At 70.3% G+C, this 23,927-nt stretch carries 25 protein-coding genes, 2 tRNA genes, 1 other RNA gene and 4 pseudogenes; 16 read left to right on the forward strand and 16 right to left on the reverse strand.

Features of this window, described 5'->3' with window-relative positions; genetic code table 11:
* Window positions 1-129: 129 nt before the first annotated feature.
* A complete protein-coding gene (locus DKL51_RS20890) occupies window positions 130-1,200 on the reverse strand; it encodes a PHP domain-containing protein (RefSeq protein WP_109966139.1) in 1,071 nt (356 codons plus the stop codon).
* A gap of 80 nt (window positions 1,201-1,280) precedes the next feature.
* On the reverse strand, window positions 1,281-2,027 hold the full coding sequence (locus tag DKL51_RS20895; RefSeq protein WP_109946514.1) for a M23 family metallopeptidase: 747 nt from the start codon (window positions 2,025-2,027) through the stop codon (window positions 1,281-1,283).
* 136 nt (window positions 2,028-2,163) lie between these two features.
* On the opposite strand from DKL51_RS20895, the gene DKL51_RS20900 reads away from it, so the two are divergent.
* From DKL51_RS20900 to DKL51_RS20910, 4 genes are all read left to right on the forward strand, one after another.
* Window positions 2,164-2,556 carry a hypothetical protein gene (locus DKL51_RS20900; RefSeq protein WP_185734868.1) on the forward strand — a complete coding sequence of 131 codons (393 nt, stop codon included), beginning with the start codon at window positions 2,164-2,166 and terminating at the stop codon, window positions 2,554-2,556.
* Window positions 2,557-2,628: 72 nt separating this feature from the next.
* Window positions 2,629-2,796 (forward strand): hypothetical protein, encoded by a 168-nt coding sequence (locus DKL51_RS35075; RefSeq protein WP_165823208.1) that lies wholly within the window; start codon window positions 2,629-2,631, stop codon window positions 2,794-2,796.
* Between the two features lie 118 nt (window positions 2,797-2,914).
* Window positions 2,915-3,445: a tRNA adenosine deaminase-associated protein gene (locus tag DKL51_RS20905; protein ID WP_109966140.1), complete on the forward strand. Its 531-nt coding sequence runs from the start codon at window positions 2,915-2,917 to the stop codon at window positions 3,443-3,445.
* A 178-nt stretch (window positions 3,446-3,623) separates the two neighbouring features.
* Window positions 3,624-4,076, forward strand: coding sequence for a nucleoside deaminase (locus tag DKL51_RS20910; protein WP_109965633.1), 453 nt, complete (start codon window positions 3,624-3,626; stop codon window positions 4,074-4,076).
* 27 nt (window positions 4,077-4,103) lie between these two features.
* On the opposite strand, the gene DKL51_RS20915 is transcribed toward DKL51_RS20910, so the two are convergent.
* The 3 genes from DKL51_RS20915 to deoD all read right to left on the reverse strand — a co-directional run bounded on the left by DKL51_RS20915 (window position 4,104) and on the right by deoD (window position 6,018).
* Window positions 4,104-4,571, reverse strand: a complete 468-nt coding sequence (locus tag DKL51_RS20915) for an acyl-CoA thioesterase (protein ID WP_109946517.1) — start codon at window positions 4,569-4,571, stop codon at window positions 4,104-4,106.
* Window positions 4,568-5,206: a TetR/AcrR family transcriptional regulator gene (locus DKL51_RS20920; protein ID WP_109946518.1), complete on the reverse strand. Its 639-nt coding sequence runs from the start codon at window positions 5,204-5,206 to the stop codon at window positions 4,568-4,570. Before DKL51_RS20920 ends, DKL51_RS20915 begins: the two co-directional genes overlap by 4 nt.
* Before the next feature lie 104 nt (window positions 5,207-5,310).
* The gene (gene deoD, locus DKL51_RS20925; RefSeq protein WP_109946519.1) at window positions 5,311-6,018 is read right to left on the reverse strand and encodes a purine-nucleoside phosphorylase; all 708 of its coding nucleotides are present in this window, start codon (window positions 6,016-6,018) and stop codon (window positions 5,311-5,313) included.
* 75 nt (window positions 6,019-6,093) lie between these two features.
* Between deoD and DKL51_RS20930 the strand changes: the two genes are divergently transcribed.
* Window positions 6,094-6,180, forward strand: a tRNA-Ser gene (locus tag DKL51_RS20930).
* Between the two features lie 86 nt (window positions 6,181-6,266).
* Here DKL51_RS20930 and DKL51_RS20935 read toward each other — a convergent pair.
* A pseudogene (locus tag DKL51_RS20935) lies at window positions 6,267-7,097 on the reverse strand (tyrosine-type recombinase/integrase); the annotation flags it as partial.
* Between the two features lie 2 nt (window positions 7,098-7,099).
* A pseudogene (locus DKL51_RS20940) lies at window positions 7,100-7,393 on the reverse strand (hypothetical protein); the annotation flags it as partial.
* Window positions 7,394-7,971: 578 nt separating this feature from the next.
* On the opposite strand from DKL51_RS20940, the gene DKL51_RS35080 reads away from it, so the two are divergent.
* From DKL51_RS35080 to DKL51_RS20950, 3 genes and pseudogenes are all read left to right on the forward strand, one after another.
* Entirely contained in the window at window positions 7,972-8,145 is a 174-nt protein-coding gene (locus DKL51_RS35080) for a hypothetical protein (protein WP_165823209.1), read from the forward strand.
* Between the two features lie 76 nt (window positions 8,146-8,221).
* A complete protein-coding gene (locus DKL51_RS20945; RefSeq protein WP_109946520.1) occupies window positions 8,222-8,836 on the forward strand; it encodes a TMEM175 family protein in 615 nt (204 codons plus the stop codon).
* A 51-nt stretch (window positions 8,837-8,887) separates the two neighbouring features.
* Window positions 8,888-9,118, forward strand: a pseudogene (locus tag DKL51_RS20950) (DUF4352 domain-containing protein); the annotation flags it as partial.
* A 150-nt stretch (window positions 9,119-9,268) separates the two neighbouring features.
* Here the strand turns inward: DKL51_RS20950 and DKL51_RS20955 are convergent.
* The gene (locus DKL51_RS20955; RefSeq protein WP_124812405.1) at window positions 9,269-10,438 is read right to left on the reverse strand and encodes a low temperature requirement protein A; all 1,170 of its coding nucleotides are present in this window, start codon (window positions 10,436-10,438) and stop codon (window positions 9,269-9,271) included.
* 837 nt (window positions 10,439-11,275) lie between these two features.
* Complete coding sequence (locus tag DKL51_RS36525) at window positions 11,276-11,404, reverse strand: hypothetical protein (RefSeq protein WP_260428604.1); 129 nt, start codon at window positions 11,402-11,404, stop codon at window positions 11,276-11,278.
* A gap of 352 nt (window positions 11,405-11,756) precedes the next feature.
* On the opposite strand from DKL51_RS36525, the pseudogene DKL51_RS37680 reads away from it, so the two are divergent.
* Window positions 11,757-12,245, forward strand: a pseudogene (locus DKL51_RS37680) (NAD(P)-dependent oxidoreductase); the annotation flags it as partial.
* A gap of 6 nt (window positions 12,246-12,251) precedes the next feature.
* Window positions 12,252-12,629, forward strand: a complete 378-nt coding sequence (locus DKL51_RS37685) for an NAD-binding protein (protein WP_341477438.1) — start codon at window positions 12,252-12,254, stop codon at window positions 12,627-12,629.
* Between the two features lie 25 nt (window positions 12,630-12,654).
* Here the strand turns inward: DKL51_RS37685 and DKL51_RS20965 are convergent, their stop codons facing one another.
* Together DKL51_RS20965 and DKL51_RS20970 are read right to left on the reverse strand one after the other, a co-directional pair.
* On the reverse strand, window positions 12,655-13,533 hold the full coding sequence (locus tag DKL51_RS20965; protein WP_124812406.1) for an alpha/beta fold hydrolase: 879 nt from the start codon (window positions 13,531-13,533) through the stop codon (window positions 12,655-12,657).
* Between the two features lie 3 nt (window positions 13,534-13,536).
* Window positions 13,537-14,139 carry a hypothetical protein gene (locus DKL51_RS20970; protein ID WP_109946526.1) on the reverse strand — a complete coding sequence of 201 codons (603 nt, stop codon included), beginning with the start codon at window positions 14,137-14,139 and terminating at the stop codon, window positions 13,537-13,539.
* Between the two features lie 278 nt (window positions 14,140-14,417).
* On the opposite strand from DKL51_RS20970, the gene DKL51_RS20975 reads away from it, so the two are divergent.
* On the forward strand, window positions 14,418-15,167 hold the full coding sequence (locus tag DKL51_RS20975) for an MFS transporter (protein ID WP_109946527.1): 750 nt from the start codon (window positions 14,418-14,420) through the stop codon (window positions 15,165-15,167).
* Window positions 15,168-15,189: 22 nt separating this feature from the next.
* On the opposite strand, the gene DKL51_RS20980 is transcribed toward DKL51_RS20975, so the two are convergent.
* Together DKL51_RS20980 and DKL51_RS20985 are read right to left on the reverse strand one after the other, a co-directional pair.
* Complete coding sequence (locus tag DKL51_RS20980; protein WP_109946528.1) at window positions 15,190-15,933, reverse strand: SDR family NAD(P)-dependent oxidoreductase; 744 nt, start codon at window positions 15,931-15,933, stop codon at window positions 15,190-15,192.
* A 291-nt stretch (window positions 15,934-16,224) separates the two neighbouring features.
* The gene (locus tag DKL51_RS20985) at window positions 16,225-16,599 is read right to left on the reverse strand and encodes a PH domain-containing protein (RefSeq protein ID WP_124812407.1); all 375 of its coding nucleotides are present in this window, start codon (window positions 16,597-16,599) and stop codon (window positions 16,225-16,227) included.
* Between the two features lie 534 nt (window positions 16,600-17,133).
* Between DKL51_RS20985 and DKL51_RS20990 the strand changes: the two genes are divergently transcribed.
* From DKL51_RS20990 to DKL51_RS21000, 3 genes are all read left to right on the forward strand, one after another.
* On the forward strand, window positions 17,134-18,768 hold the full coding sequence (locus DKL51_RS20990; protein ID WP_109945677.1) for an alkaline phosphatase PhoX: 1,635 nt from the start codon (window positions 17,134-17,136) through the stop codon (window positions 18,766-18,768).
* Between the two features lie 716 nt (window positions 18,769-19,484).
* Entirely contained in the window at window positions 19,485-20,204 is a 720-nt protein-coding gene (locus tag DKL51_RS20995; protein WP_109945678.1) for an alpha/beta fold hydrolase, read from the forward strand.
* 113 nt (window positions 20,205-20,317) lie between these two features.
* Complete coding sequence (locus tag DKL51_RS21000; protein WP_109945679.1) at window positions 20,318-20,926, forward strand: hypothetical protein; 609 nt, start codon at window positions 20,318-20,320, stop codon at window positions 20,924-20,926.
* Window positions 20,927-21,160: 234 nt separating this feature from the next.
* On the opposite strand, the gene DKL51_RS36530 is transcribed toward DKL51_RS21000, so the two are convergent.
* The 3 genes from DKL51_RS36530 to DKL51_RS21010 all read right to left on the reverse strand — a co-directional run bounded on the left by DKL51_RS36530 (window position 21,161) and on the right by DKL51_RS21010 (window position 22,413).
* Window positions 21,161-21,517 (reverse strand): transposase, encoded by a 357-nt coding sequence (locus DKL51_RS36530; protein WP_311768072.1) that lies wholly within the window; start codon window positions 21,515-21,517, stop codon window positions 21,161-21,163.
* A gap of 108 nt (window positions 21,518-21,625) precedes the next feature.
* Entirely contained in the window at window positions 21,626-22,078 is a 453-nt protein-coding gene (locus DKL51_RS36535; protein WP_243420875.1) for an IS110 family transposase, read from the reverse strand.
* Window positions 22,079-22,328: 250 nt separating this feature from the next.
* Window positions 22,329-22,413, reverse strand: a tRNA-Ser gene (locus DKL51_RS21010).
* An 81-nt stretch (window positions 22,414-22,494) separates the two neighbouring features.
* Here DKL51_RS21010 and ffs point away from each other — a divergent pair.
* Together ffs and DKL51_RS21020 are read left to right on the forward strand one after the other, a co-directional pair.
* An RNA gene (gene ffs, locus DKL51_RS21015) (signal recognition particle sRNA small type) lies at window positions 22,495-22,585 on the forward strand.
* A gap of 107 nt (window positions 22,586-22,692) precedes the next feature.
* Window positions 22,693-23,927: DNA polymerase III subunit gamma and tau (locus DKL51_RS21020; protein ID WP_124812408.1), on the forward strand; the 1,235-nt coding region annotated here is incomplete at its 3' end.

Genomic DNA, 23,927 nt, shown 5'->3' on the forward strand with positions numbered 1-23,927 from the left:
GAGCTGAGGCCCGCCGCCGGGCCCGCCCGTCGCGGCGGCCCACCGATGTGCCGACACCCAGGTCGGCGACATGGCGCCATCCGGCCCGGTCGGTCAGGGCCACGCCGTTGACCTGGGCATCCGGTGCGGTCAGCGGTGGGCGCGGGCCCACTTCACCAGGCGGTCGGCCTTCCAGGTGTTGACCACCCGGTCGGCCGGGACGCCGCACAGGGCTGCCCGCTCGCAGCCGAACCGCTGCCAGTCGAGCTGGCCGGGCGCGTGCGCGTCGGTGTTGATCGCGAACCGGCAGCCCGCCTCCAGGGCGCGTCGGATCAGCCGCTTAGGCGGGTCCTGCCGCTCCGGCCGGGAGTTGATCTCGACGGCCACATCGTGCTCGGCGCAGGCGGCGAAGACGGCGTCCGCGTCGAAGTCGCTCTCCGACCGGGTACGCGGCCGGTGCGCCCGGTCACCCGGCCCCTTCACCCCGGCCGGTCGGGAGGAGACCATCCGGCCGGTGCAGTGACCGAGGATGTCCAGGTGCGGGTTCGCGATCGCGGCCAGCATCCGCCGGGTCATCTTCGCCCGCTCGTCGTTCAGCCCGCTGTGCACCGAGCCGACCACCACGTCCAGCCGCTCCAGCAGTTCCTCGTCCTGGTCCAGCGAACCGTCGGCGAGGATGTCGACCTCGATGCCGGTGAGGATGCGGAAGCCCTTCGGCAGCGCCTCGTTCACCGCGGCGACGTGGTCGAGCTGCTTGCGCAGCCGGTCCGCGGTCAGTCCGCGGGCCACCTTGAGCCGGGGTGAGTGGTCGGTGAGCACCAGGTACTCGTGGCCCAGCTCGACCGCCGCGAGCGCCATCTCCTCGATCGGCGAGCCGCCGTCGGACCAGTCGGAGTGGGTGTGGCAGTCGCCGCGCAGGGCGGTCCGCAGCTCGGTGGCCGCGGCGTCCAGATCGGTGCCCTCGGTGGCGACCAGCCGGCGCAGGTAGACCGGCTCCTCGCCGTCCAGTGACTCGACCACGCAGCGGGCCGTGACATCGCCGACCCCGGTCAGCTCGGTAAGCTTGCCGGTGCGGGCCCGCTCGGCCACCTCCTTCACGGGCAGCGCGGAGAGGGCCTTGGCCGCCGAGCGGAACGCCCGGACCCGGTAGGTGGCCTCGTTGGCCCGTTCCAGCAGGAACGCGATCCGGCGCAGGTCGGCGATGGGATCCCGGGCACTCATGTCCTGCAACCTACGCGCCCCCGGCGGTGGTCGCAGGAACCCCGAACCGGTCCGGACGGGGTGTCGGGAGTGGACTCCGCTCAGCCGGCGCCGCTGGTCGTGGTCGGGGCCTTGGGGCAGCCGTGCTTCCGCTGCCAGGCGACCACCTCGGTGGCCGGCGCGCGGTTGCCGCCCCGGCGCCACGAGTCCAGGTAGCGGGCGGGCCAGATCTCACCCCGCCGGATCCACCAGTCGTTGTGCCCTGTGCACGCCGGGGAGATGCCGAAGTGCAGATGGCAGACGTTGTTGGCGTTGCCGGTGTGCCCCACCCGGCCGAGCTGCTGGCCGGCGCGGACCCGTACGCCGGGGTTGATGCCGGTGGCGATCGCACTCAGGTGCGAGCCGTAGTAGCGCACCCCATCGTCGCCGAGCAGCGAGACCGAGAGGCCGCCGTTGTACGGGCCCAGCGGGCCCTGCTTGTCGAACCGGTCCACCCGGCTCACCTCGAGGATCCGCCCGTCGGTGACCGCGACCACCGGTTCGCCGCAGTCGGCGAAGATGTCCGTCCCCGGGTACCCGGCGTGCGTCGGGTGGTAGGCGACGTTGTCGGCGCGGACCGGGAAGACGTGCCGCAGGTCGGTGCGGGTCGGCGAGGGCGACGGCGTCCCCGGGGTCGGCGTCGGCGTGGCGTTCCCGGACGGCGTCGCGGTCGCGCGCGGGCCGCTCCACGCGTTCGTCGGCGCGGTGGGGCGGTCGCCGGTCGCGCAGCCGGCGAGCAACGCCGGGCCGAGGAACAGCAGGACCGGGTACACGGAACGCGCGCGGCGTCCGATCGATCGCGAGCCCATCCGGCCATCCTGGCAGACCACTACCGTAGGGACGAACGCTGAGACCGACCTGGTCGCCGGCCGACCCTCCGGCTGGTCGCTCTGCGTGACCTGGTACGTCGAGTGGCACCTACGGTCCGTGAAGGGAGCAGGGGCGATGAACGGGTGGGACGCCGTACCCGGGGAGCCGCGTCCGGGCGTCGGCCGCCCGCCGGTGCGCCCGCCCTCAGGACTCTTCCCGGCCGGACCGCCGCCCCGGCCGACCTGGCGCGAGCCGTACCCGGTCAGCGGTGCCGGCGTCGCCGTCGGCGGCGTGACCGCCGTGGCCTGGCTGCTCCTCTTCGGCCTGCTCGGGCACGACGTGCCGAGCTACGCGTGGTGGACCGTGCTGGCCGGCGCGCTGGCCTGGCTCACCGCTGCGGTGCTGGTCCGGTTCGGCGACCGGGGGGTGGCGACCGGCATTGCGATCGTCACCGCGGGCGGCTGGAGCATCGCCGCCGCCGTGGTTGCGGTGCGCTGGGCGCAGAGCGGGGACTGGCCGCTCTGGTGACCCAGCGTGAGTGGCCGACTGCGCAGTGAAGACCGTCTTGACGTACGCGCGGTGACGGTTCACCCTCGCGGTATGGCCTGGACCACCCCGCGGCTCGATCCCGAGCGGAGCCGCCGTCGCCTGCAGCTCCTCGCCGAGTTGGCCGGGGCCCGCGCGGTACGCCAGCGCGAACGGCCGCAGCGGGCGCGCAGTCAGCAGCTGCGGCAGCTCATCGCCACCCGCCGGCACATCGCCGGCTGACCGACTTTCTCCAGGATTGGCCGGCCCTTCGGGGCGTTGACCGGTCGCCTGCCGACCCGACCGGTTAACGTGCACGCGTGACGAGTCGGCTTGCTGCCGAGGCCAATTTGGGGGGACCGTGTCGTACTTCGCTGCTGCCGCGGTGCGCGTCGAGGGCGGCTGGACCGCCGACGAGGTGAGCCTGCGGGGCGTCACCGACATCGACGAGGTCGCCGACCGGCTGCGCGACGTGGAGCCGGACGCCGACCTGTCCCTGCTCTTCGTCGAGGCCGAGGACGAGTACCTGGTGATCCTGCGTCTCGACGACGGGGAGGACCTGCGGATCTTCGGCTCCGACTCGGCGTACGCCGAGGAGTCCCGGCTCGGCGCCCTGCTGGTCGGCGACCTGAAGACCTCGGTCACCGGGATCGAGGAGGGCGACGAGGCGACCCCGGTCGCCGCGGGCGGCGGCGAGGAGACCGAGCAGCCCGCGGTCGACCCGGAGGCCGACCCGGTCGGCGACGCCGACATCCTCGCCGACCTGGGCATCTCGGCCCAGAAGCTGCTCGCCCTCTCCGGCCACGAGGGGATGCTGCCGGCCGACGTCACCGCCGAGATCTGCCAGGTGCTCGGCTGTGCGGACGAGGTCGAGGAGCTGCGTGAGGTCTGATCCGGCCGGGCCCCTGCTGCCCGGCGGCGGGGAGCCGGCCGATGCCACGGACCCGGCGCTGGAGACCGTCCGCCCGGGGCAGCCGACGCCGGGCGCGGGGGGCCGGGTCGGCCCCGGTGCCGACGAAGGGTTCGCCGACCTGAGCGCCGCGGGCCGCCGGCAGCGGCACGAGCTGTGGATGCGCCGGGCGCTGGAGGTCGCGGTCACCGGCCCCGACACCGGGCCGCCCGAGTCGGACGACACTGCGGTCGAGGACATCCCGGTGGGCGCGGTGGTCTACGCCCCGGACGGCACCGAACTCGCCGTCGGGCGCAACGAACGCGAGCTCACCGGCGACCCCACCGCGCACGCCGAGGTGCTGGCGCTGCGCCGGGCCGCCGAGCGGCTGGGGCGGTGGCGCCTGGAGGGCTGCACCCTGGTGGTGACCCTGGAGCCGTGCACGATGTGCGCGGGCGCGATCTCGCTGGCCCGGGTTTCGACGGTGGTCTTCGGGGCCTGGGAGCCGAAGACCGGTGCGGTGGGCTCGCTCTGGGACGTGCTGCGCGACCGCCGCCTCACCCACCGCCCAGAGGTGTACGCCGGGGTGCTGGAGAACGAGAGCGCCGCCCTCCTGCGCGCCTTCTTCCGCTGACCGGCCGCTCGGGGTCGGTCGTGCCCGTCAGGCGGGCGCCGTGGCGGGGCGCAGCAGGGTCGCGGCGACCGCGTGCGCGGCCTCGGTCCAGGCGGTGGGGCGCAGGGTCGCCGGATCGAGCCGGACGATCGCCCGGGTGCCTTCCGCGTAGAGCGTGTCGCCGTCGACCGAGCGGAACTCGAACGCGTACCGCGCGCTGCTGGTGCCGAAGTGTTCGAGCCAGAAGTGCACGGCCACCGGGCCGGTGCCGGTGATCGGGGCCCGGTAGGCGATGGTGAACTCGCGTACCGCGTGGAACACGTCGGGCGCAAAGTGCTGGCCGCCCCGGAACGAGACGCCGCGGTCGGCCCAGTAGGGCGTCAGGGCCCGTTCCAGCAGTATCGCGTACCGGGCGTTGTGCAGGATGCCCATGGCGTCGAGGTCGTCGAAGTGCACCGTGACGTGCTCGACGTGACCGAACTCGACGACGGGCTGGTCGACGATGGCGCGGCTCATGACAGGCCTTCCGGTAGCAGGGTCGGCTCGGGGCACAGGGCCCGTAGGCGGTTCAGCAGGCCCTGGCGGGCGTGCCGGTAGGCGGTGTCCGGGTCCAGCAGCCGGGACCGCATCACGGCGCTGATCCCGAGCGCGTCGATCTCGTACGCCAACTGCGGGACGTCCACGTCGGCGGGGAGTTCGCCGAGGGCGACGGCCTCGTGGACGAGGCGTTCGAGGAACGCGGTCCAGCGGACGAACGCCTCGGCGAGCCGGTCCCGGACCGGGCCGAGCCGGGCGTTGTACTCGAATTCGGTGTTGGCGAAGAAGCAGCCGCCGGGGAGCACCCGGGCGGCGTAGAAGTCGATCCGGGCCTCGTGCAGCGCCCAGAGTCGCCGTACGCCCCGCGGGGCGCGCAGGGCCGGCCCGATGATCCGCTCCTGCCACTGCTCCACGGCCCGGTCGACGGTGGCGAGCTGGAGGGCTTCCTTCGAGCGCCAGTGCGCGAACAGGCCGGACTTGCTCACGCCCAGGGTGTCGGCGAGCTGCGCGAGGGAGAGCCCGTCGAGGCCGGCCTCGGTGGCGAGGGCCACGGCCGCGTCGAGCGCCGCGGTCCGGGTCCGTTCGCCGCGGGCGAGGCGGCCGTCGAGGGTCATGCCGGAAGCGTAGACAAAAAAAGCACGACCGGTCGTATTTATTTATGTGATCTGGAACGCAGCCGCCCCGCCACCCGGTAGGCGGCGGGGCGGCGAAGGGACGATCAGGCGATGGCGGTGTCGAGGGCGATCTCGACCATCTGGCTGAAGGTCTGCTCGCGCTCGGCAGAGGTGGTCTTCTCGCCGGTCTTGATGTGGTCGCTGACGGTTAGGATGGTCAGCGCGCGGGCCTTGAAGCGGGCCGCGATGGTGTAGAGCGCCGCCGACTCCATCTCCACCGCCAGGACGCCGTAGTCGGCCAGGGTGTCGTAGAGGTCCGGCCGGTCGGTGTAGAAGGCGTCCGCCGCCAGAATCGGGCCGACGTGCATGGTGATGCCGCGCCGCTCGGCCACCTCGACCGAGGTACGCAGCAGCCCGAAGTCGGCGACCGGGGCGTAGTCGATCAGCCCGTCGAAGCGCATCCGGTTCATGTTCGAGTCGGTGGAGGAGCCGATCGCCGCGACCACGTCCCGCAGCTGGAGGTCCTCGGTCAGGGCGCCGCAGGAGCCGACCCGGATCAGCGTCTTGACGCCGTACTCGTTGATCAGCTCGTGGGCGTAGATGGAGGCGGAGGGCATGCCCATGCCGGAGCCCTGGACGGAGACCTCGACGCCGTTCCAGCGGCCGGTGAAGCCCAGCATGCCGCGGACCGTCGAGTAGCACTTGGCGTCCTCGAGGTAGGTCTCCGCGATCCACTTGGCCCGCAGCGGGTCGCCCGGCATCAGGACCCGCTCGGCGATATCTCCCGGCTCAGCGCCGATGTGCGTACTCATGGCAAGGATCCTGCCAGGCCCGGCCCGTGGATACCGGTTCGGCGTCCACACCCAAGGTCCTGTACCCTACTCGGCGGTGGTGTGTCCGAGTGGCCTAAGGAGCACGCCTCGAAAGCGTGTGAGGGTGCAAGCCCTCCGCGGGTTCAAATCCCGCCACCACCGCTCGTGAAATGCGAGAACGCCCGGTCGATCCGCGAGGGTCGGTCGGGCGTTCCGCTTCTGGTGTCAGTTTTGGTCTCAATCCGTGCTCAGGGGTCTGGTTTCGGGTCCTCTGTCGGGTTGTCCCACAGCAGTCCACCAACGCGCTGGGCGATGTCCCGACGCACCTGGTTGGTGAGGTGCTGGTACCGGGCCGCCATCGCCGAGTTTGACCAGCCCATGATGCCCATCACCGCACGCTCGGCTACGCCGAGGATCAGCAGCACCGTGGCAGCCGTGTGACGGGCGTCGTGCAACCGGCCATCCCGTAGCCCGGCGAGTTTGAGCAGCCGCTTCCACTCGTCGTAGTCAGTACGGGGGTTGACCGGTCCACCGGTCGGTGTGGCGAACAGCCAGTCACCGTCCTCCCAGAGCTGGGCGGCAGTGACGCGTTCCTGGTCCTGCTCGTCGCGGTGCTTTCGTAGCAGCGCCACCAGCTCGTCGGGGAGCCCGATGCTGCGCCGGCCGGCCCGAGACTTGGTCTCTGCGGTATCGGCCCGTATCGGGCGACGGTCGGGGCAGTGCCCGCCATGCTTTCGCCCGCACGGCGAGCGGCACCCGTGCTCCCACCTCGGCCGCTGGCGGCCGCGCCGGACGGTCAGCGTCCCGGCGTCGAGGTCTACGTCCGACCACCGCAGCCCGAGCGCTTCCCCCTGTCGCAGCCCGAGGGAGAGCGCGACCGCCCAACGCGCGCTGTTGCGCCGGCCACGGGTCGCGACCAGGAGCCGTTGCACCTCCGCGACCGAGTACGGCTCAATCTCGCTCTCCGGCAGCCGGGGGGCTTTGGCGAGGGCGGCCGGGTTTTTCGTCAGGTGCCCCCGGCGTACCGCCTCGTTGAGCGCGGCCCGGATCGTGCGGTGCGCTTGGTGGGCGGTCGCCGCGGCGGCCGGCTCAGCCGGCGTGGTGTCCTCCCGCACGGGGGCGGGGCGAGGACGAGCTTCACCAGGGCCATGAACGCCAGTGCCGGAACAGCGGAGAGCAGCCACCCGGAGGGGCCGGCCTTGGCGACCGCGAGCTGTGCGGCGAGGGAGAGGCCGGCGGCGGCGATGAGCAGGAACAGCGGGTAGCCGATCGGGGCTCCGGCCCGGCGGCGACGGCGGATGGTCAGGAGGGAGGCGATGGGGACGAGTTCGGAGATGACCGCGTTGGCCCAGCCGAACCACTCCCCGGTTCCGGAACTGGTAGTTCACCTCGTGGCCGTCGTCGCCTCCGATGCGGCCTCGAACGAACCAGCGGTGGCCGTCAGAGGGCGGTTCGAAGATCTTTGAGCTGGTATGCGGCTTGAGTCCGGTTGGAGATCGTTCTGCAGGTTGGCTGTAGATAGCGTCCACTCGATGTCATGAAAGATTAATCCCGGTCATAACCGTCGGCCGTTAGCGGCGTTGGGCTGGTCATGGGTGATCGAAAGCCGTATCCCAGTGATATCGCCGACGAGCAACGTCGGCTGGTCGCGGGACGGCAGGTTCCTCGCCACCGTGCCCTGGATCTCCGAGGGACCGTCCAACGGCGGCGGCACCCATGACACCTTCCTCTACGAGATCGGCGACGTCGAGTTCGTACCCGTCACGGACGCCGGCGCACCACCGGCGCGGGTCCGGGACGTCGCGCGACTGCTCGGCTGGCGCTCGGCGGGCAGTGCGGTCGTCGCGGCCGTCAACGACGCGGGTCACGCGTCGCTGGTCAAGGTGCAGCTCGACACCGGCACCCGCCGGACCCCTGTCCCGCCTCGACATCGGCTCCACCTGCGAGCTGGGCATGCAGAACTGCGAGATCACCGACCTGCACCTCGCCACCGGTCTGCTGCCGGACCTGACCATCCGCAGCGCCGGTCGCCCGCAGCGCGGCCCCTGGCCGCTGCTCGTGAACGCCGTCATCACCACCGTCGTCCTCGGCGCCGCGTTTTTGCTGTGGCGCCGGACCCGTCCGTAGCAGCGTCTGTTGTGCTTGTCTCCCACCAGGTCGTGGTGCGCGGCCGCGTGGTTGAGGGCGAAAGGATGGTGGCGCGGTGCGGACCAACCGACTGGAGGCGTTCAGTGATGGCGTGCTCGCCATCATCATCACGATCATGGTGCTGGGGCTCAAGGTCCCGGCAGGTCACGACCTCTCCGACCTCGTCCGCACGACCGGCGTCGGGCTGCTGACCTATCTCCTCACCTTTGTCTATGTGGGCATCTACTGGAACAACCACCACCACATGTTCCACCTGGTACGGCAGGTCAGCGGCGGGGTGCTGTGGGCGAACCTGGCGCTGCTGTTCTGCCTGTCGCTGTTCCCGTTGACGACAGCCTGGATCGACGACTCAAGGTTTGAACCGATCCCCGTAGGCATCTACGGTCTGAACCTGCTCGGCGCGGCCATCGCATACTTCGTGCTCCAGACGGTGATCATTCGGCAGCAGGGGCCGGGGTCGCCGCTGCGGCAGGCCGTCGGCGCCGACATCAAGGGCAAGGTCTCCCTGGTGCTCTACGTCGCCGGGATCCTCAGCGCCCTGCTGATCGACCGGAGCGGGCACATCGGAGTCGGGCTCGCCCTGGCAGGTTTCGTTACCGTGGCGGTCATGTGGGTCGTGCCCGACCGCCGCATCGACCGGGTTGTCCGCCAGCACGAGATCCCCGACTAGGGCGCTGCCAGAGCCAGCTAGAACGTCACCAAGCACGCGCAGACATTCCATGCTGACGGCACCATCACCGCTCAGGACGGCTCCGGCCGGGAGTTCGAGGTCGACGGCGCGGCCGGGATTTACGGCAACACCGACGGACAGGGCTTCCTCGGCAAAATCAACGCCGGCAACTCAGTGAAGGCGAACGTCTACTTCGACGTTCCCAAGGGCACAAAGCTGAAGACGATCACGTTCAAGGCCGGCCTGTTCACCTTCGCCGACGACGCCGTCGTCACCCTCTGACCGGTGCCGGTTGTAGCGTCTGCGCAGCCCGACGGCGCTCTCAGAGGGCGGTTCGAAGATTTAGGTCCGTTTCGGGGCCGGCCGCCGGCCGTGTCGGGTCTCAGGACGTCCGCGACAGAACAATGTCGGGACGTGGGTGACACTTTCCGGCTAGCCGGGTGGTGAGGGCGGCTCGGGTGGGCGTCCTCGGGCACGGGCTGCGTCGGATACGGCGATCCCGGCCAGGACGAGAGCAGCGGCGGCGGCGACCAGCACCGGCGGCAGAAAGATCATTGCCGGCGACATGGCGGCGAGCACGAGGACCCCGGCCACGCGGTTTCGGGACACCCGGCCGAACACCGCGTACTCGAAGATGGCCCGTCCGGCGAGGAACAGTGCGGGTCCGCCGAGGATGACGGCGATCCACGCCGGTTGGGCGTGCCCGAACGGGTGGGTGATGACGAGCTCGTCGCCGACGGAGATCGCGACGATGCCGGCGACCATGACCAGGTGGGCGTATGTCGCCGACAGGGCAACGCGGAGCGGATCAGTGGCGGCGGCGACGGCCCCGCCGAACACCTCCCCGGCGCGGTGGATGTAGATCCGCCACAGCAGCACCGTGGTCGCGAACGCCACCACGACCGCCGCGCTGCGGTCCGCCTCGAAGGCGCTGCTGGTGAACGTCAATCCCGACACCAGGATCAGCTCGCCGAGCGCGATGATGAAGAACTGGCGATGCCGCTCGGCCAGGAACTCGGCCGAGATCGCAAACTCCGTCGCACTCGCGCGGCCCAGCCCGGGCGTGGGCCAGCGGAGTGGGGCCGCCGTATAGTCCACGGCCAGCGCTAGCGCCCACAGCACCCCACGCGCCCAACCCTGCACGACGGCGCCCGCGATCCACGGCACCGCCGACACGCCGTACCAGAACAGCAGCCGCATTTCGGGACGCTGCCGCTCGTCGCCACGCGTGACGATCACGAGAAACAGGCTGCGGCCGACTTGGACGGCGACGTACGCGCCGGCGAAGAGCAAGCCATGTTCGCCGAACGACTCAGGCACCGCGGCCGCCAGCACGAAGCTGCCGAACATGGACCCGATGACCAGCAGCTGTATCGTCGGCCGTCGCGGGTCGAACCTGTTGCTTACCCCCGCCGTCTGGCTCCACACCCACCACACGGCGAGCAGCAGCACCAGCGTCTGGACGGCGCCGCTCCAGTTCAGATGGTCCCTCAGCCCTTGCGAGAGCCGGAAGATCGCGAAGACAAACACCAGGTCGAGGAACAGGTCCAGGAACGTCGCCCGCTGCTCCTCCCGCAGCAGCCGGGCTGCGCCACTCGTCATCGGTTCGCCCCGTTTCTGCCGCTTCTGTCAGCCCCTGAAACAGTCGTACCACCCGGCAGCGCTGGTGGAGGTGGATGTGCTGCTGCGGCCTTGGGTCGTACGGCCTCGCCCGTGGCGGGCGACGGTAGAGGCCGATCAGTTCCTTCCAGCCGTCGCCGCCGGTTCTGATCAGCTCGTCGACCTTGGCCAGGCGTCGGCCCGTGCCATAGGCGGCGGAGAGTTACCCAGGTCCTGATACCGATCTGTCATGCAGGTCCTGAGCCCCGACAGCCGGCTGCCGGCGATGTGGACGCTCCAGACTGACGAGCCACGCGAGGTATGCCGCGGCTGATCGGCCGTGGCTCCGGATTGAACCAGCGGATTACAGCAACCGACCGACGGCAGCAGCCTTCGCTGGACGGGTTCCTCGACCACACCCGGGAAGCAGCAAGGAGGCAGCGGACGCGTCGCCTCACTTCGAGAAGTCCCGACAGCGGGCGGGATGGTGGTCGAGCTAATAGGCCTTCCGCGCATGTGGTGACTCCTACCGACTGTCAGGGCTCTAGCGGGGCCGTCTCAGTTCCCGTCTCGTTCATCGCCGGCGGCGGCAGTCAGCAAAGTCCACCCCGTCGTTCCCAGCTGCGGCACGAACGCTGTCGACCGGACACGAACCGCACCGGGCAGACTTGGAAAGCGGGCCTGGTGCGCTGCTCACGCCGGCCCTGGCCGCGAGCCCTGCCGGGTGAGCCAGCACGGTACGGCCATGTCGTCACTGGTTGCCGCGCTGGGCGCCACCTGGGTCGGCGGCCGGGTTCTCGTCGGCGGGCGAGGTGCCGCCCGACGCGATCCCCGCGACGCCTACTGGAACTGCTCGTCGGGCTTGCCCGGGTCGGCGTGGAGCCGGTCGGGCGCGCCGGGTCCGGGGTCGGCGCCGCCGGCGTGCTCGTCGAGTTCGTCGGGCAGGGAGGGATCAACCGGGTTCGTCATGCGGACCGGGTACCACGGGAGCCGGCGAAAATCGGCCGCGGAATGGAGGTGGGTCATCAGGCGCTCCTGAACCGCGGTGTGGTCTCTTTCGTGGTCTCGTTCGCTGGCGTGCAAGGCGGTCCACCCGAGGCCGAGCCCGCACCGCAACCTGGTCGTGAACCTCTTCGGTAGCCCCTGAACGTCTGGTCGCAGACCTCGAAAGCGTGTGAGGGTTTACGCCCTCCGCGGGTTCAAATCCCGCCGCCACCGCCAATGGTCGAAGCGCCCGGGTTTCCTCCCGGGCGCTTCGTCCTTTTCCGGCCCCCTGCGATCGGCTCACCTACGCTGCCGGTAGGAGCAGCAACCGGAGGGTCAGATGGCGGAAAGGCTGCGGGTGGCCGTACTCGGGCTCGGCGGCATGGGACGACCGATGGCGACGAACCTCGTCCGGGCCGGCCTGCCCACATTCGTCTGGAATCGGAGCCCCGAGCGGGCCCGTGAAATCGGCGAGCACGGCGCGGAGGTGGCCGACACCCCGGCGGACGCGGTACGCCGGGCCGACGTGGTGATCACGATGGTGACCGACGCGGACGCTGTCCTCTCCATCGCCACCGACCAGGGCATGCTGGCGGCCATGCCCCAGGGTGCGATCTGGGCCCAGATGAGCACCATCGGGGTCGCCGGTACGGAACGCCTCGCCCGGCTCGTGAGTGAGCAACGGCCCGACGTCGTGCTGCTGGACGCGCCGGTGGCGGGCAGCCGCGGCCCGGCGGAGCAGGGGAAACTCGTCATCCTCGCCTCCGGTCCGGACGAGGCCCGGGACCGGATCTCTCCGCTGTTCGACGTGCTCGGGCAGCGGACAGCCTGGGTGGGGCCGGTCGGGGCCGGCTCCCGGATCAAGCTGGTCAACAACCTGCTGCTCGCGTTCATCGCGGAGGGCCTCGCCGAGTCGATCGCGCTCGGCCAGTCCCTCGGGCTGGACCGGCAGGCCGTGCTGAACGCCTTCCAGGGCAGCCCACTCGTCGCCCCCTGGGCCGCCGAGAAGCTGCAGCGGATCGGGCAGAGCGACTACTCGCCGCAGTACCCGCTCTCCCTGGCCCTCAAGGACGTCGACCTGGCGCTGGAAGGCGTCGAGGCCGACCGGTTCCCCGTGGCCGACAGCCTGGCCGCGCAGTGGCGCTGGGTGGTGGAGCGCGGGCTCGGCGGCGAGGACGTCACCGTGGTCACCCGCGCGCTGGAGGACTGAGTGAGGTTGTGACGCCCCGACGGTGTCAGGTCAGGAATGCCATGAGGCGACGCGTGGTCTCGCCGGGGGCCTCTTCCGCCAGGAAGTGCCCGGCCGGGATCGGGCCGCCCTGCACCTCGTCGGCCCACGCCCGCCACGCCTCGAGCGGCTGGTACCGGCTGGCGAACGCGCCGCTCTGACTCCACAGGGCGAGGACCGGGCAGGTGATCCGCCGCTTCCCACGGTCGGCCTCGTCATGTTCGTAGTCCAGGGTCACGGACGCTCGGTACTCCTCGCAGATGGCGTGGATGGTGTCCGGGTCGCTGAACTTGTCGACGTACTCGGCGCGGACCTCCGGCGGGAAGGCGTCGGGATCGTCGGACCAGGAGTCGAGCATGTGGTTGACGATCACTGCGGGGGCTCGAGCGATGAGTTGCTCGGGGACCGGTTCCGGGGCCGCGAGGAACGACCAGATCCAGAAGCCCAGCAGGAAGTCCTTGTCCGCGTTCCGGAAGGTGTCGGCCGTCGGGATGACGTCCAGCACCGCGAGCCGGGCGACGTTCCCCGGGTGGTCCAGCGCCATCCGGTAGGCGCAGCGTGCTCCGCGGTCGTGGCCGACCACGCTGAACCGGTCGTACCCGAGGGCGTTCATGACCTCGACCTGCTCCCGAGCGATCTCGCGCATGCTGTACGGCGCATGGTCCGGCGTGCTCGCCGGCGTGCCGCTGGCACCGAAGCCGCGAAGGTCGGTGGCGATCACGGTGAACCGCTCGGCGAGTTGCGGTGCCACCCGATGCCACATCAGGTGCGTCTCGGGGATGCCATGCAGGAGGAGGACCGGTGGGCCCGCACCACCTCGACGTCCGTGGATCGTCGTACCGGTCGTCGGGATGTCGAATTCCTCGAAACCGTCGAAGGTCGGCATAGCTCATAACGTATCGGACAAGAAGCTCAGGTTGCCGCTCCCGGGGGCGGACTGCTGGTCCTCCCACTCCTCGGCCAGCTCGTCCCAGTAGTCGGCGGTCAGGCCGCGGCGGCCGTGCGCCAGCCAGCCGGCCGTGTCGCGTTCCAGGTGCAGGCCCAGCTCGGCGAAGGGATCGATCCACGCTCCGGGCTCCGCGCCCAACCGGGCCAGCGCCTCGTTGATCGGCCACTCGGCGCGCGGCCGGTCCAGCCTGTCGTCGAAGCACGGGCCCCAGCTCACCTCGCCGCCCAGCCACACCACTGCCGACTGGTGGCCCAGCCCACCGGCGAACTCCGCCTCCAGGTAGCCGACCGGTCCCCGCCGTGACCACCCGGCCAGCAGGTCGGCCAGCACCGGCCAGAGGACGAGCTGGAAGGGCTGCTCGGCGTTCGGCTCCCCGATGGCGAAGTCCGGCAGTGCGCCGGTCAACTCCTCGACGAGCTGCGGGGTCACCGGCAGCAGCGCGAAGTCCTGCCGGAGCGCGGCGAGGACCGCGTGGTCCAGGTCGGCGGTCTGCTCGCGGAGCAGCTCGACATCGGCCACGACCGCGCTGAGCTGGTAACTCATCGGATCCCCCCGGCGTCCACAGGCTGTGGATGGAACATGTGTACGACCGTTCAGTCCCCGATCGGCGCGCCGGGGTCGGTCATCTCGAAGGCCATCACCGTCGCCCCCACCCGGACCGTACCGGGGGCGTGCGGGGGGCGGGCCGCGTCGTGCAGCTCGGTCATGATCGCGTGCATCCGGTGCCGGGCGGCCGCCCAGTCCTCCGGGGAGACCCAGAGCTCGGCGTCGGTCGTCAGGCCAGCCGTGTCGGGTGCCCGTGGGCGACCCGGTCCAGCAGGTTGCGGGCCAGCGACTCGGCGAGCAGTGCCTGCCCCTCCCTCGCCGCGCTGACCTTCACCCTGATCCGGGTACGTGAGGAGCCGCCGCCCCCGCCAGAGCGCTGGGGCCGGCAGCTCGCCGACGGGCTGGGCCACCTGCGCCGAAATCGCCCGCTGCGGCACCTCGTCGCCTGCACCGGCGCCACGATGCTGCTGATGGGGATCAACGGCGCGGTCGGGTACGCGGTGGTGGACGTCGGCCTGCACCGACCACCGGAGTTCAACGGGGTGACCGCCACCCTCCAGGGCGTGGGGTCCCTGCTCGGCGGCCTGGCCGCCGGCGCGCTGCTGCGCCGCTTCGGGGACCGGCGGGTGACGGCGGCGGCGATCGCGGTCTTCGCCGCCGGCATGGCGCTGCGGGCCGTGCCATCCCTCGTCCCGGTGCTCGCCGGCAGCCTGGCGGTCGGGCTCGGCGTGCCGTTGGTGCTGGTCACCGTATGGAGCGCCATGCAGCGGGAGACGCCCGGCCCGCTGATCGGCCGGGTCTCCGCCACGGTCAACATGCTCACCTTCGGCCCCGGCACGCTCGCCGTCGCCGCCGGAGCCAGCCTGCTGGCGCTGGTCAATCACCGGGTGATCCTGCTGGTGGCGGCGGTCACCGCGGTGGCCCTCGCCGGCTGGGCCCTGCTCGGCGGCGACCGGACGACGCCGTCGGCCGAGCCGTCGCCGGACCGGGTGCCGGCCCCGGCCACATCGGGCGGCCGGGGCTGACGCTGGACAGCGCACGTCGGGGCTAGATCGTGAACCCGCCGTCGACGTTGATCGTTGCACCAGTGACGTACCCGCCGTCCTCCCCGGCGAGGAAGGCGACGGCTGCGGCTATGTCGGCCGGTGCCGCGTACCGGCCCAGTGCCGTGAAGCCGGTGATCATCTCCGCGTTCGGCCCGTCCGCCGGGTTCGCGTCCGTGTCGGTCGGTCCCGGGTTCACCAGGTTCACGGTGACCCCGCGACCTCCCAACTCGCGGCCGAGACCCTTGGTCAGGCCCACCAGGGCGGTCTTGCTCATCGCATAGAGGGCGAACCCGGGGAACACCGCCCGCTCGGCAATGTTGCTGCCGATGTTGATGATGCGGCCGCTTTCTCTCATGTGTCGGGCCGCCGCCTTTGACGCCACGAACGGCGCCCGGACGTTCACCGCGACCGTCCGCTCGAACTCGGCCGGGCCCAGCTCCTCCACCGGGCCCACCAGGAACACCCCGGCGTTGTTGACCAGGATGTCCAGTCGGCCGAACTCCCCGGCGACCCGGTCGACCGCCCCGCTCATCGCGTCCGCGTCGGCGCTGTCGACGGGCATCGCCAGCGCCCGCCGCCCGACGGCCTTGATCTGCTCGACCACGTCCGCCGCCCGGTCGGCTCGCTGCTCGTACGTCAGCGCCACGTCGGCGCCCTCCCGGGCCAGCCGCAGCGCCACGGCGGCCCCGATGCCCCGGCTGCCGCCCGTCACCAATGCCACCTTGCCTTCAAGAACGTTGCTCATACGACCAGCCTGGTCGGCGGGGAGTCGGGAGTCTGGCGGCGATCAGACGCCGCGTTTCCGCTCCAGAGCGGGGAAACGACGAAGGGCCGGCCCGTGTGGGTGCGGAGGATACGAGATTCGAACTCGTGAGGGTGTTAACCCAACACGCTTTCCAAGTCTGCCCGGCGCGGTTCGTGTCCCGGTCGACAGCGTTCGTGCCGCAGGTGCGGACGAGGGGGGTGGACGTTGGTGATTGCTGCCAGCCGGTCATGAACGAGACGGGAACTGAGACGACCCCGGCCTGAGCCCTGCTTACAGCACGTAGGAGGCAACCATGTGCCCGAGCTGCCGAATGTCCGAGCCCCCCTTGAACTCCAGCCGAACCTTTCCGAGCCCGCTGAACCACAAGTCGAGTTCGGCGTCGATGTCGAAGGTGCCGGCAGTCTCGATCGAGAACGCCTGAATCTTGCTATAAGGGAGAGATGTGAAGTCTCGCTTCTTCCCAGTAATTCCTTGAACATTAACCGCAATCAGGCGCTTGTCCGTAAACACAACAAAGTCCCGAACAGCCTTGAAGCACGAGACCATCTGCTCACCAGGAATCAGCAGTGGTGCGACCGAAGGGGCGATGTCGGCTGGGTTGCACGGATTCAGTTTGAACGCAGAGCCGTTGGCAAAGTCGATCATGGCGTCACCCTAGCCACGCTGCCGAAACAGAAGATCAACCAGTCGGCCCCCGTCCAAGGGTGGTCGGCCAACACGTCATGGCTGATCAGCTCACGTCGTCGCGGACTGTCGGGTGGTCTGGTGTCGAGCCCGACCGTCCGATTTTCAGATCCACGGGTCTGAACTGGTCGGCGAAATGTCCGCGGGGTCAGGAGGCGTTTGCTACAGCGCCACCTGGCTGGGTGGCGACGGCTGCACCGACGTCTTCGCGGCCAGGCGCGCAGCCAGCCGCTCGTCGAGGTACGGGGCCAATTGCGCGTCCTGAGCCGCCGTCAGCGTCGTGCGGCACAGGTACCGCGGCTCGTCACGAACACGCGTGGCTGCCCGTGGGTTACCAGCGGCGCCGCGAACCCCGGGGAGAACGCCAGTACGGTGTCGAAAGTTGCCTGGGTCAACAGTTCACCCGCCGGCAATCTGCCCGTCTCGCAACGCCTGCTCATCTTTGGCCGAGGCAGCCTTCGCTGGTGATGTTCCCCAATCAGAGAGGGCAGCTGAATGGCTGTACGGAAGCGGTCGATCGCGGGCGCTGCTGCGTTCGCCATCGCGGTCGCGGGGGTGGGTGCGCTCAGCGCCGGCACCGCCAACGCCGATGAGAAGATCAACTGGATGTCGATCCCGGCCACGCCGGACATGCGGGGCGTCGCGGCGCCCAACGGGCTGTCGCCGCAGTTGCGTGAGTACATCGCCGCGCAGGGCTCGAACGTGCTGGAGAACCCGACGGACCTGGTCAAGTACTACGGCTATCTCAATGACGGCACGCTGGTGCCGGACCCGGCCAACAGCTTCGCCGAGGCGTCCAAGACCGAGCCGGACAAGAACACCTACCTGCGGCTGTCGGGCCTGCACGGCGCGGACCCGACCTACAACTACGGCCGTAACTTCGTGTTCCAGGGTCACGAGGGCGGCAAAGCCGGCTACCTCACCCGGGTGAACCTCGACGCCGATGCGGCGCACCGGGTGACGCTGCTGGCCGCCACGCTCGCCGACGGCACCACGCCGGTCCCGCCGATCGACGGCTCCACCTGGGACCCGTGGGCCAAGCGGCTGCTGCTCACCGCCGAGAACGGCAACAAGGGTGCGGTCCTGCAGGCCACCCCCGACATCAATTCGACGGTGGAAGACGTCTCCAACGTTCTCGGCCGCGCCGGTTACGAGGGGATCCAGAACGACTCCGCCGGCAACGTGTGGATGGTCGAGGACACGGGCGGCAACTCGCCCGCGGGCAGCACGGCGAAGAACCCCAACAGCTTCGTGTACCGCTTCGTGCCCAACGACCGCGGAGACCTCAAGAAGGGCGGCAAGCTCCAAGCGCTTCAGGTCATCTCCAACCGCACCGGAAGCCCGATCACCTTCCAGGCGATCGACGCGGGCCACCCCACCGGCGGCGTCTTCACCGACGAGCAGAAGGACCTCAGCTCGTACGGGACGGTGTTCGACACCGCGTGGGTGACGATCCACGACACCGCGGTTGACACGTCGGGCCAGCCGTTCGACGCCAACGCCCTGGCGAAGACGGCCGCGGCGACGCCGTTCAAGCGGCCGGAGAACGGTGTCTTCCGCCCAGGGACGAACTTCAACGAGTTCTTCTTCACGGCCACCGGCGACACCAACGCCACCAGTGACGCCAACGCCGAGTGCGGAGGCTGGGGCGGGCTGTACCAGCTCACCCAGAACGACCCGAGCGCCGACCACGGCAAGCTGCGGCTGTTCTACCGCGGTGACCAGGCGCACACCGGCCTGGACAACGTCACCTTCGTCGACCGGGACCACGTCGCCGCGGTCGAAGACGGCGGGTCCACGCTGCACAAGCAGCGCAACGCTTTCGACTCGGCGTACCTGTTCGACGTCAAGGCCGACTACAGCAAGACCAACGAGCCGGTGCGGTTCCTGGCTGAGGGCCGCGACGAGGCCGCGACCGAGGACGCGTTGCTCATCGGGACGCCGGGCTTCCACAACGATGACGACAACGAAATCACCGGCATCCACGTCTCCAACGGCGACCCCAGCGTCAACGGCATCCTCGGGGCACAGAACCCCAGGCCGTTCCAGGACGGGTGGCGGATGTTCTGGACCCAGCAGCACGGCCAGAACATCCTCTGGGAAATCACCAGCAACGGCACCGACAACTGACAGTCCACCGGTCCCGGGCCCGGAACGGGGCTCGGGACCGGCTCGCCGTAGTCGTCGGTGTACACCGTGACCGTAGGAGTGCCCGGGGGGCACTGTTGCATTAAGCCATCGCGCGCGCCCGGCGCCGCAGATTTTCCATCGCGAGGCTCAAGACGGGCGGCGGCCGCCATCAATCGCTGGATAGCGCACGCAATAGGGCAGCTTTATTGGTGACGCACTGGGGCCGCCCCTGCTCGTGGGCGCGGCGATCATCGTCTTGATCCTGCTTTTTGTCCCCGCGGTCTACCGCCGCTTCTACCCGTCCCGTCAGCAGCGCGACCCGCGAGGGTTCCGTCATCACGGATAGCCGAGGTGTAGCCGGGCTGCCAGCGCCGGCCGTCTCCTTGGCGGAGCTTGACCCCTTCGTCCCGAACGCGGTTACGGGACATCGTTCGATGACATCCGATGTCGTCTTGCACCGCGGAGCATGGCCCCTCTGCCGCCTTGTGTGGTCTGGTCGCGGCCGTCGCTGGTCGTCTCGCTGCCTCCTCGCTGCCTCTCCCTTCGGTTCTCGACTCAGCCGGACCGAGCACGTTTACGCCTAGGCCGATTTGGTACTCGCAGCTTGACTTCACCTGGTCAGGGCGGCGGGCACAGTCAACGTGCGGATATCGGCCGTCGCCCGCAGGCCAGCATGGGCAGAAACGACCACTCGACCCATTAGGGAGGAACCCAGCATGAATGGCCGACCGAACATCGTCCTCGTCCACGGTGCGTGGGCCGACGGCTCCTGCTGGAGCGGCGTCATCGAGCGCCTACAGGCCGATGGCTACCAGGTGACGGCTCCGCAGTTCCCCTTGACCTCGACGGCCGATGATGTCGCCCGGCTACGCCAAGTCCTGAACTTGCAGGACGGCCCGACGATCGTGGTCGGCCACTCCTACGGCGGCCAGATCATGACCGCCCTCGGCACCGACGCGCCGAACGCGGCCGGGCTGGTGTACATCGCCGCCTTCGGGCTCGACAACGGGGAGTCGCTCGCCGCCCTGCTGTCGCAGGGACCCACACCGCCGGCGCTGGCGCACCTGTTCACCGACGAGCAGGGCTTCATGTGGCAGCCGCAGGACGACTTCGTCCAGCACTTCGCGGCCGACGTCGACCCGGTCCGGGCCAAGGTGATGCACTCCGTACAGCAGCCAATTGCCGGCTCAGCCTTCAACGATGCGATGGGCGTCCCGGCCTGGACATCGCTGCCGTCCTGGTACCTGGTCGCCACGGAGGACCAGGCGATCCCGCCGGACGCGCAGCGCATGTTCGCCAGCCGCATGGGCGCGACCACCATCGAAGTCCCTGCCAGCCACGTCCCGATGGTTTCTCACCCCGACGAAGCGGCACAGCTCATCAAGGCGGCAGCCGAAACCCGGACCGCAATGCCGGCGGGTCATGCAGGCAGATGACAAAAGCCACAAGCAGCGGTGGAGGCCCGCTGGGTGGCCGCATACCGATCGTTGGCGCTGCTGCTGCCAGTTCCTGGTAGTTCGCGGCGGGCCACCAGCACCGGAGGTGCGGCATGGACGAGGATGCGCGCGAGCAGGGGCTGCTCACCGCCCTAACCACCGAGCATTTCGTGCTCCAGACCTCCCGCAGCGCCACGATCACCGAGTCCGTCGGGCGGGCGACCGTGTTCCTGTCACTGCTGTCCGCCTCGCTGATCGGGCTCGGCTTCGTCTCCAGCAGCGGCCACCTGATCAAGCCGTACCTCGGCGCGGTGCTGCCGACCCTGGTGATCACTGGTCTGCTCACCTTCGGCCGGCTAGTGCAAAACATGGTGGAGAACTCGCTGAACCTCAAGCGCATCCAGCGCATCCGCGCCTACTACCACCGCCAGCTCGCCGGTGAGCACGACTTCTTCGCCGACGCGGTCACCGGCGGGGGCGACGTGCAGGCAATCTCGGCGGCGGTGGGCACCAGGCCGGCTCGCTGGCAACTGCTGCTGACCACGGCAGCGATGGTGGGCGCGGTCAACGCACTGCTGATCGGCCTGGGCGTCACCCTGCTGACCGGGGTGCTGGGCGGATCCCCCGCGCTGGCGATCGCGCTCGGTGTGGCGGTGGCACTGGTCGCCTTCGCCGCACAGCTCGCGTACATCAAACGGGCCTCGATCTGGCTGACCGGCTGACCGCCGGCGGCCCGAGCACGCCGCTAAAGCTGCGCAGCCTGGCTCCGATGCGTTGAGCGTTGGCAAGATCGAGGCAGGCTTGAGCAGGGACGTCACCGATCCGGACTGACCCGTGGCTGCCTCTCCGAGCGCCGGAGCGTAGTGGCGGTCGGGTGCGCGGGGAAGAGAGAGCTCCAGGACATGCCGCGAGCTGACGCCCACAGCCGCCCCGCCATCCCGATGCTCCTATGGAGGTCAAGGGGCGAGGGCGGCGAAGTCGGCGCGTAGGGCGGTGTAGACGTCGCGGACGATGTAGCGCTTTAGGCAGCGCAGGATCTCCTGCTTGCTGAGGCCTTTGGTGATGCGGCGGTGGACGTAGGCGCGGGTACGTGGGTCGTAGCGCATGCGGCAGAGCGCGATGGTGTGCAGGGCGTGGTTGGCGCCGCGGTCGCCTCCTCGGTGGAGGCGGTGGCGGCGCACCCGTCCGGAGCTGGCGGGGATGGGTGCTGCGCCGCAGAGGTGGGCGAGGGCGGCTTCGGAGTGCAGCCGGTCGGGGTTGTCGCCAGCAGTGGTGAGCAGTTGGGCGGCGACGTCGGGGCCGACACCGAACAGGGCCGTGGTGCGGGGCGCCGCCCTTCGCGACGATGGGTGTCACCTGCCGGTCGAGGGCGGTGATCTCCTCGGTGAGGGTGGTGACCCGGTGGGCGAGCCCGATCCGGGCTACGGCGTGGCGTGCTCCGGCTCGTGAAGTCTGGCCGGGTCGTAGGTCAGCTCGGCGCACCGGCTGACCAGCACGGCGGCGCTGATCCTGGTCAGGTGGGCTCGTAGGGGTTCGGGGGCGGCGGTGACCAGGCCGCGCATCTGGTTCAAGGCGGCGGTGCGGGCCTTGACTGCTCCTCGGCGGGCGACCCTCAGGGCGCGGATCGCCTCGACCGGTCCGGTGCGGGTCTTCGGCGTGCCCATCGCGGTGCCAGCGAGGGTGGCTCGGGCGGCGGCGATAGCGTCGATTGGATCAGACTTGCCCTGGGCGCGGCGGGCGCGGCGGTCCGGCCGGTCCACCTCCACAAGGGCGATCTTCTTGCCAGTCAGATAGCGAGCCAGTCCGGCGCCGTAGCTGCCGGTGCCCTCCACGCCCACGGCGGTGACCCGCCCGAAGGAGCGCATCCAGGCCAACAGATCCGCGTAGCCGGCGGTGGTCGCGGGGAACTCGGCGTCGGCCAGGAGCGCCGGGACATCGCGCAGCAGCTCAGCGGACTGCTCTGGGGCGACCCGCCGCGCCGGCCGGGGGAGACCGGCGACGGACCCGCGGCAGACCGGCAGGAACAGGACAAGTGAGACGACAACTGAGACGAGAGCGACGTAGAGACGACGAAGGGCCGGTCCCTGATGGGGCCGGCCCTCTCGTTTGTGCTGCTCGGAGGAGCGGAGGATACGAGATTCGAACTCGTGAGGGTGTTAACCCAACACGCTTTCCAAGCGTGCGCCCTAGGCCTCTAGGCGAATCCTCCGCGAGCCAGGATACAGGTCTCCGACGGACCGGCCACCCCACCACCCCCTGGTGATCCACCCGACGTCGGGTACGCTTGTCGTACCCCCCGTGCGGCGTGCATCTCGTGAACCTCCCCAGGGCCGGAAGGCAGCAAGGATAAGCGGGCTCTGACGGGTGCACGGGGGGCCTTTCTGTCTCCGGGTCCCGGTAACGTCGCAGCGCGTCAGGTCACGGGGTGGTGGGTGGTCACCCACGCCCTACCGGCGCAGAATGGCTCGGTCGAGAGGAGGCGGGACGGGTGGCACTGGCCCTTTACCGCAAGTACCGGCCGCGCACCTTCGCCGAGGTCATCGGCCAGGAGCACGTCACCGAGCCGCTGTCGCAGGCGCTGCGCAGCGGGCGGCTCAACCACGCCTACCTCTTCTCCGGCCCCCGCGGTTGCGGCAAGACGTCCAGCGCCCGGATCCTGGCCCGCTCGCTCAACTGCGAGCAGGGGCCCACCCCGGAGCCGTGCGGGCAGTGCGAGTCGTGTCGCTCGCTGGCCACCGACGGCGCCGGCTCGATCGACGTCATCGAGATCGACGCGGCCAGCCACGGTGGTGTCGACGACGCCCGTGAGCTGCGGGAGAAGGCGTTCTTCGCGCCGGCCCGCAGCCGCTTCAAGATCTACGTCATCGACGAGGCGCACATGGTCTCGCCGGCCGGCTTCAACGCCCTGCTCAAGCTGGTCGAGGAGCCGCCGGAGTACGTCAAGTTCATCTTCGCCACGACCGAGCCGGAGAAGGTCCTCGGCACGATCAAGTCGCGGACCCACCACTACCCGTTCCGGCTGATCCCGCCGAAGGTGCTCCGGCCGTACCTGGAGCAGCTCTGCGAGGCGGAGGGGGTCCGGGTCGAGCCGGCGGTCTTCCCGCTGGTGGTGCGCGCCGGTGGCGGCAGCGCCCGGGACAGCCTCTCCGTGCTCGACCAGCTCATCGCGGGCGCCGGCCCCGAGGGGGTCAGCTACGCCCGGGCCGCCGCGCTGCTCGGGGTCACCGACTCGGCACTGATCGACGAGATGTGCGACGCGCTCGCCGCGGGGGACGGCGCGGCCGCTTACGCCACCGTCGACCGGGTGGCCGAGGCCGGGCACGACCCCCGCCGGTTCGCCTCCGACCTGCTGGAACGGCTGCGCGACCTGATCGTGCTCCAGCAGGTGCCGGACGCCGCCGCCAAGGGCCTGATCGACGGCCCTTCGGATCAGATCGAGCGGATGACCGCCCAGGCGCAGCGGCTCGGCCCGGGCACCCTCTCGCGCTGCGCCGACATCGTGCACAACGGCCTGGTGGACATGCGCGGCACGACCGCGCCCCGGCTGCTGCTCGAACTGATCTGCGCCCGGATGCTGCTGCCCGGCGCGGACGACTCGACCGGTGGCCTGCTCCAGCGCCTGGAGCGGATGGAGCGCCGGATCACCCTGGGCGGCGTCGAGGCCCCGTCGGTCGCCGCCGGCCCCGCGCCGGTCGCCCCCGCCTCTTCCATACGCCCCGAACC

Source organism: Micromonospora globispora (assembly GCF_003857015.1).
Classification (GTDB): Bacteria; Actinomycetota; Actinomycetes; order Mycobacteriales; family Micromonosporaceae; genus Micromonospora; species Micromonospora globispora.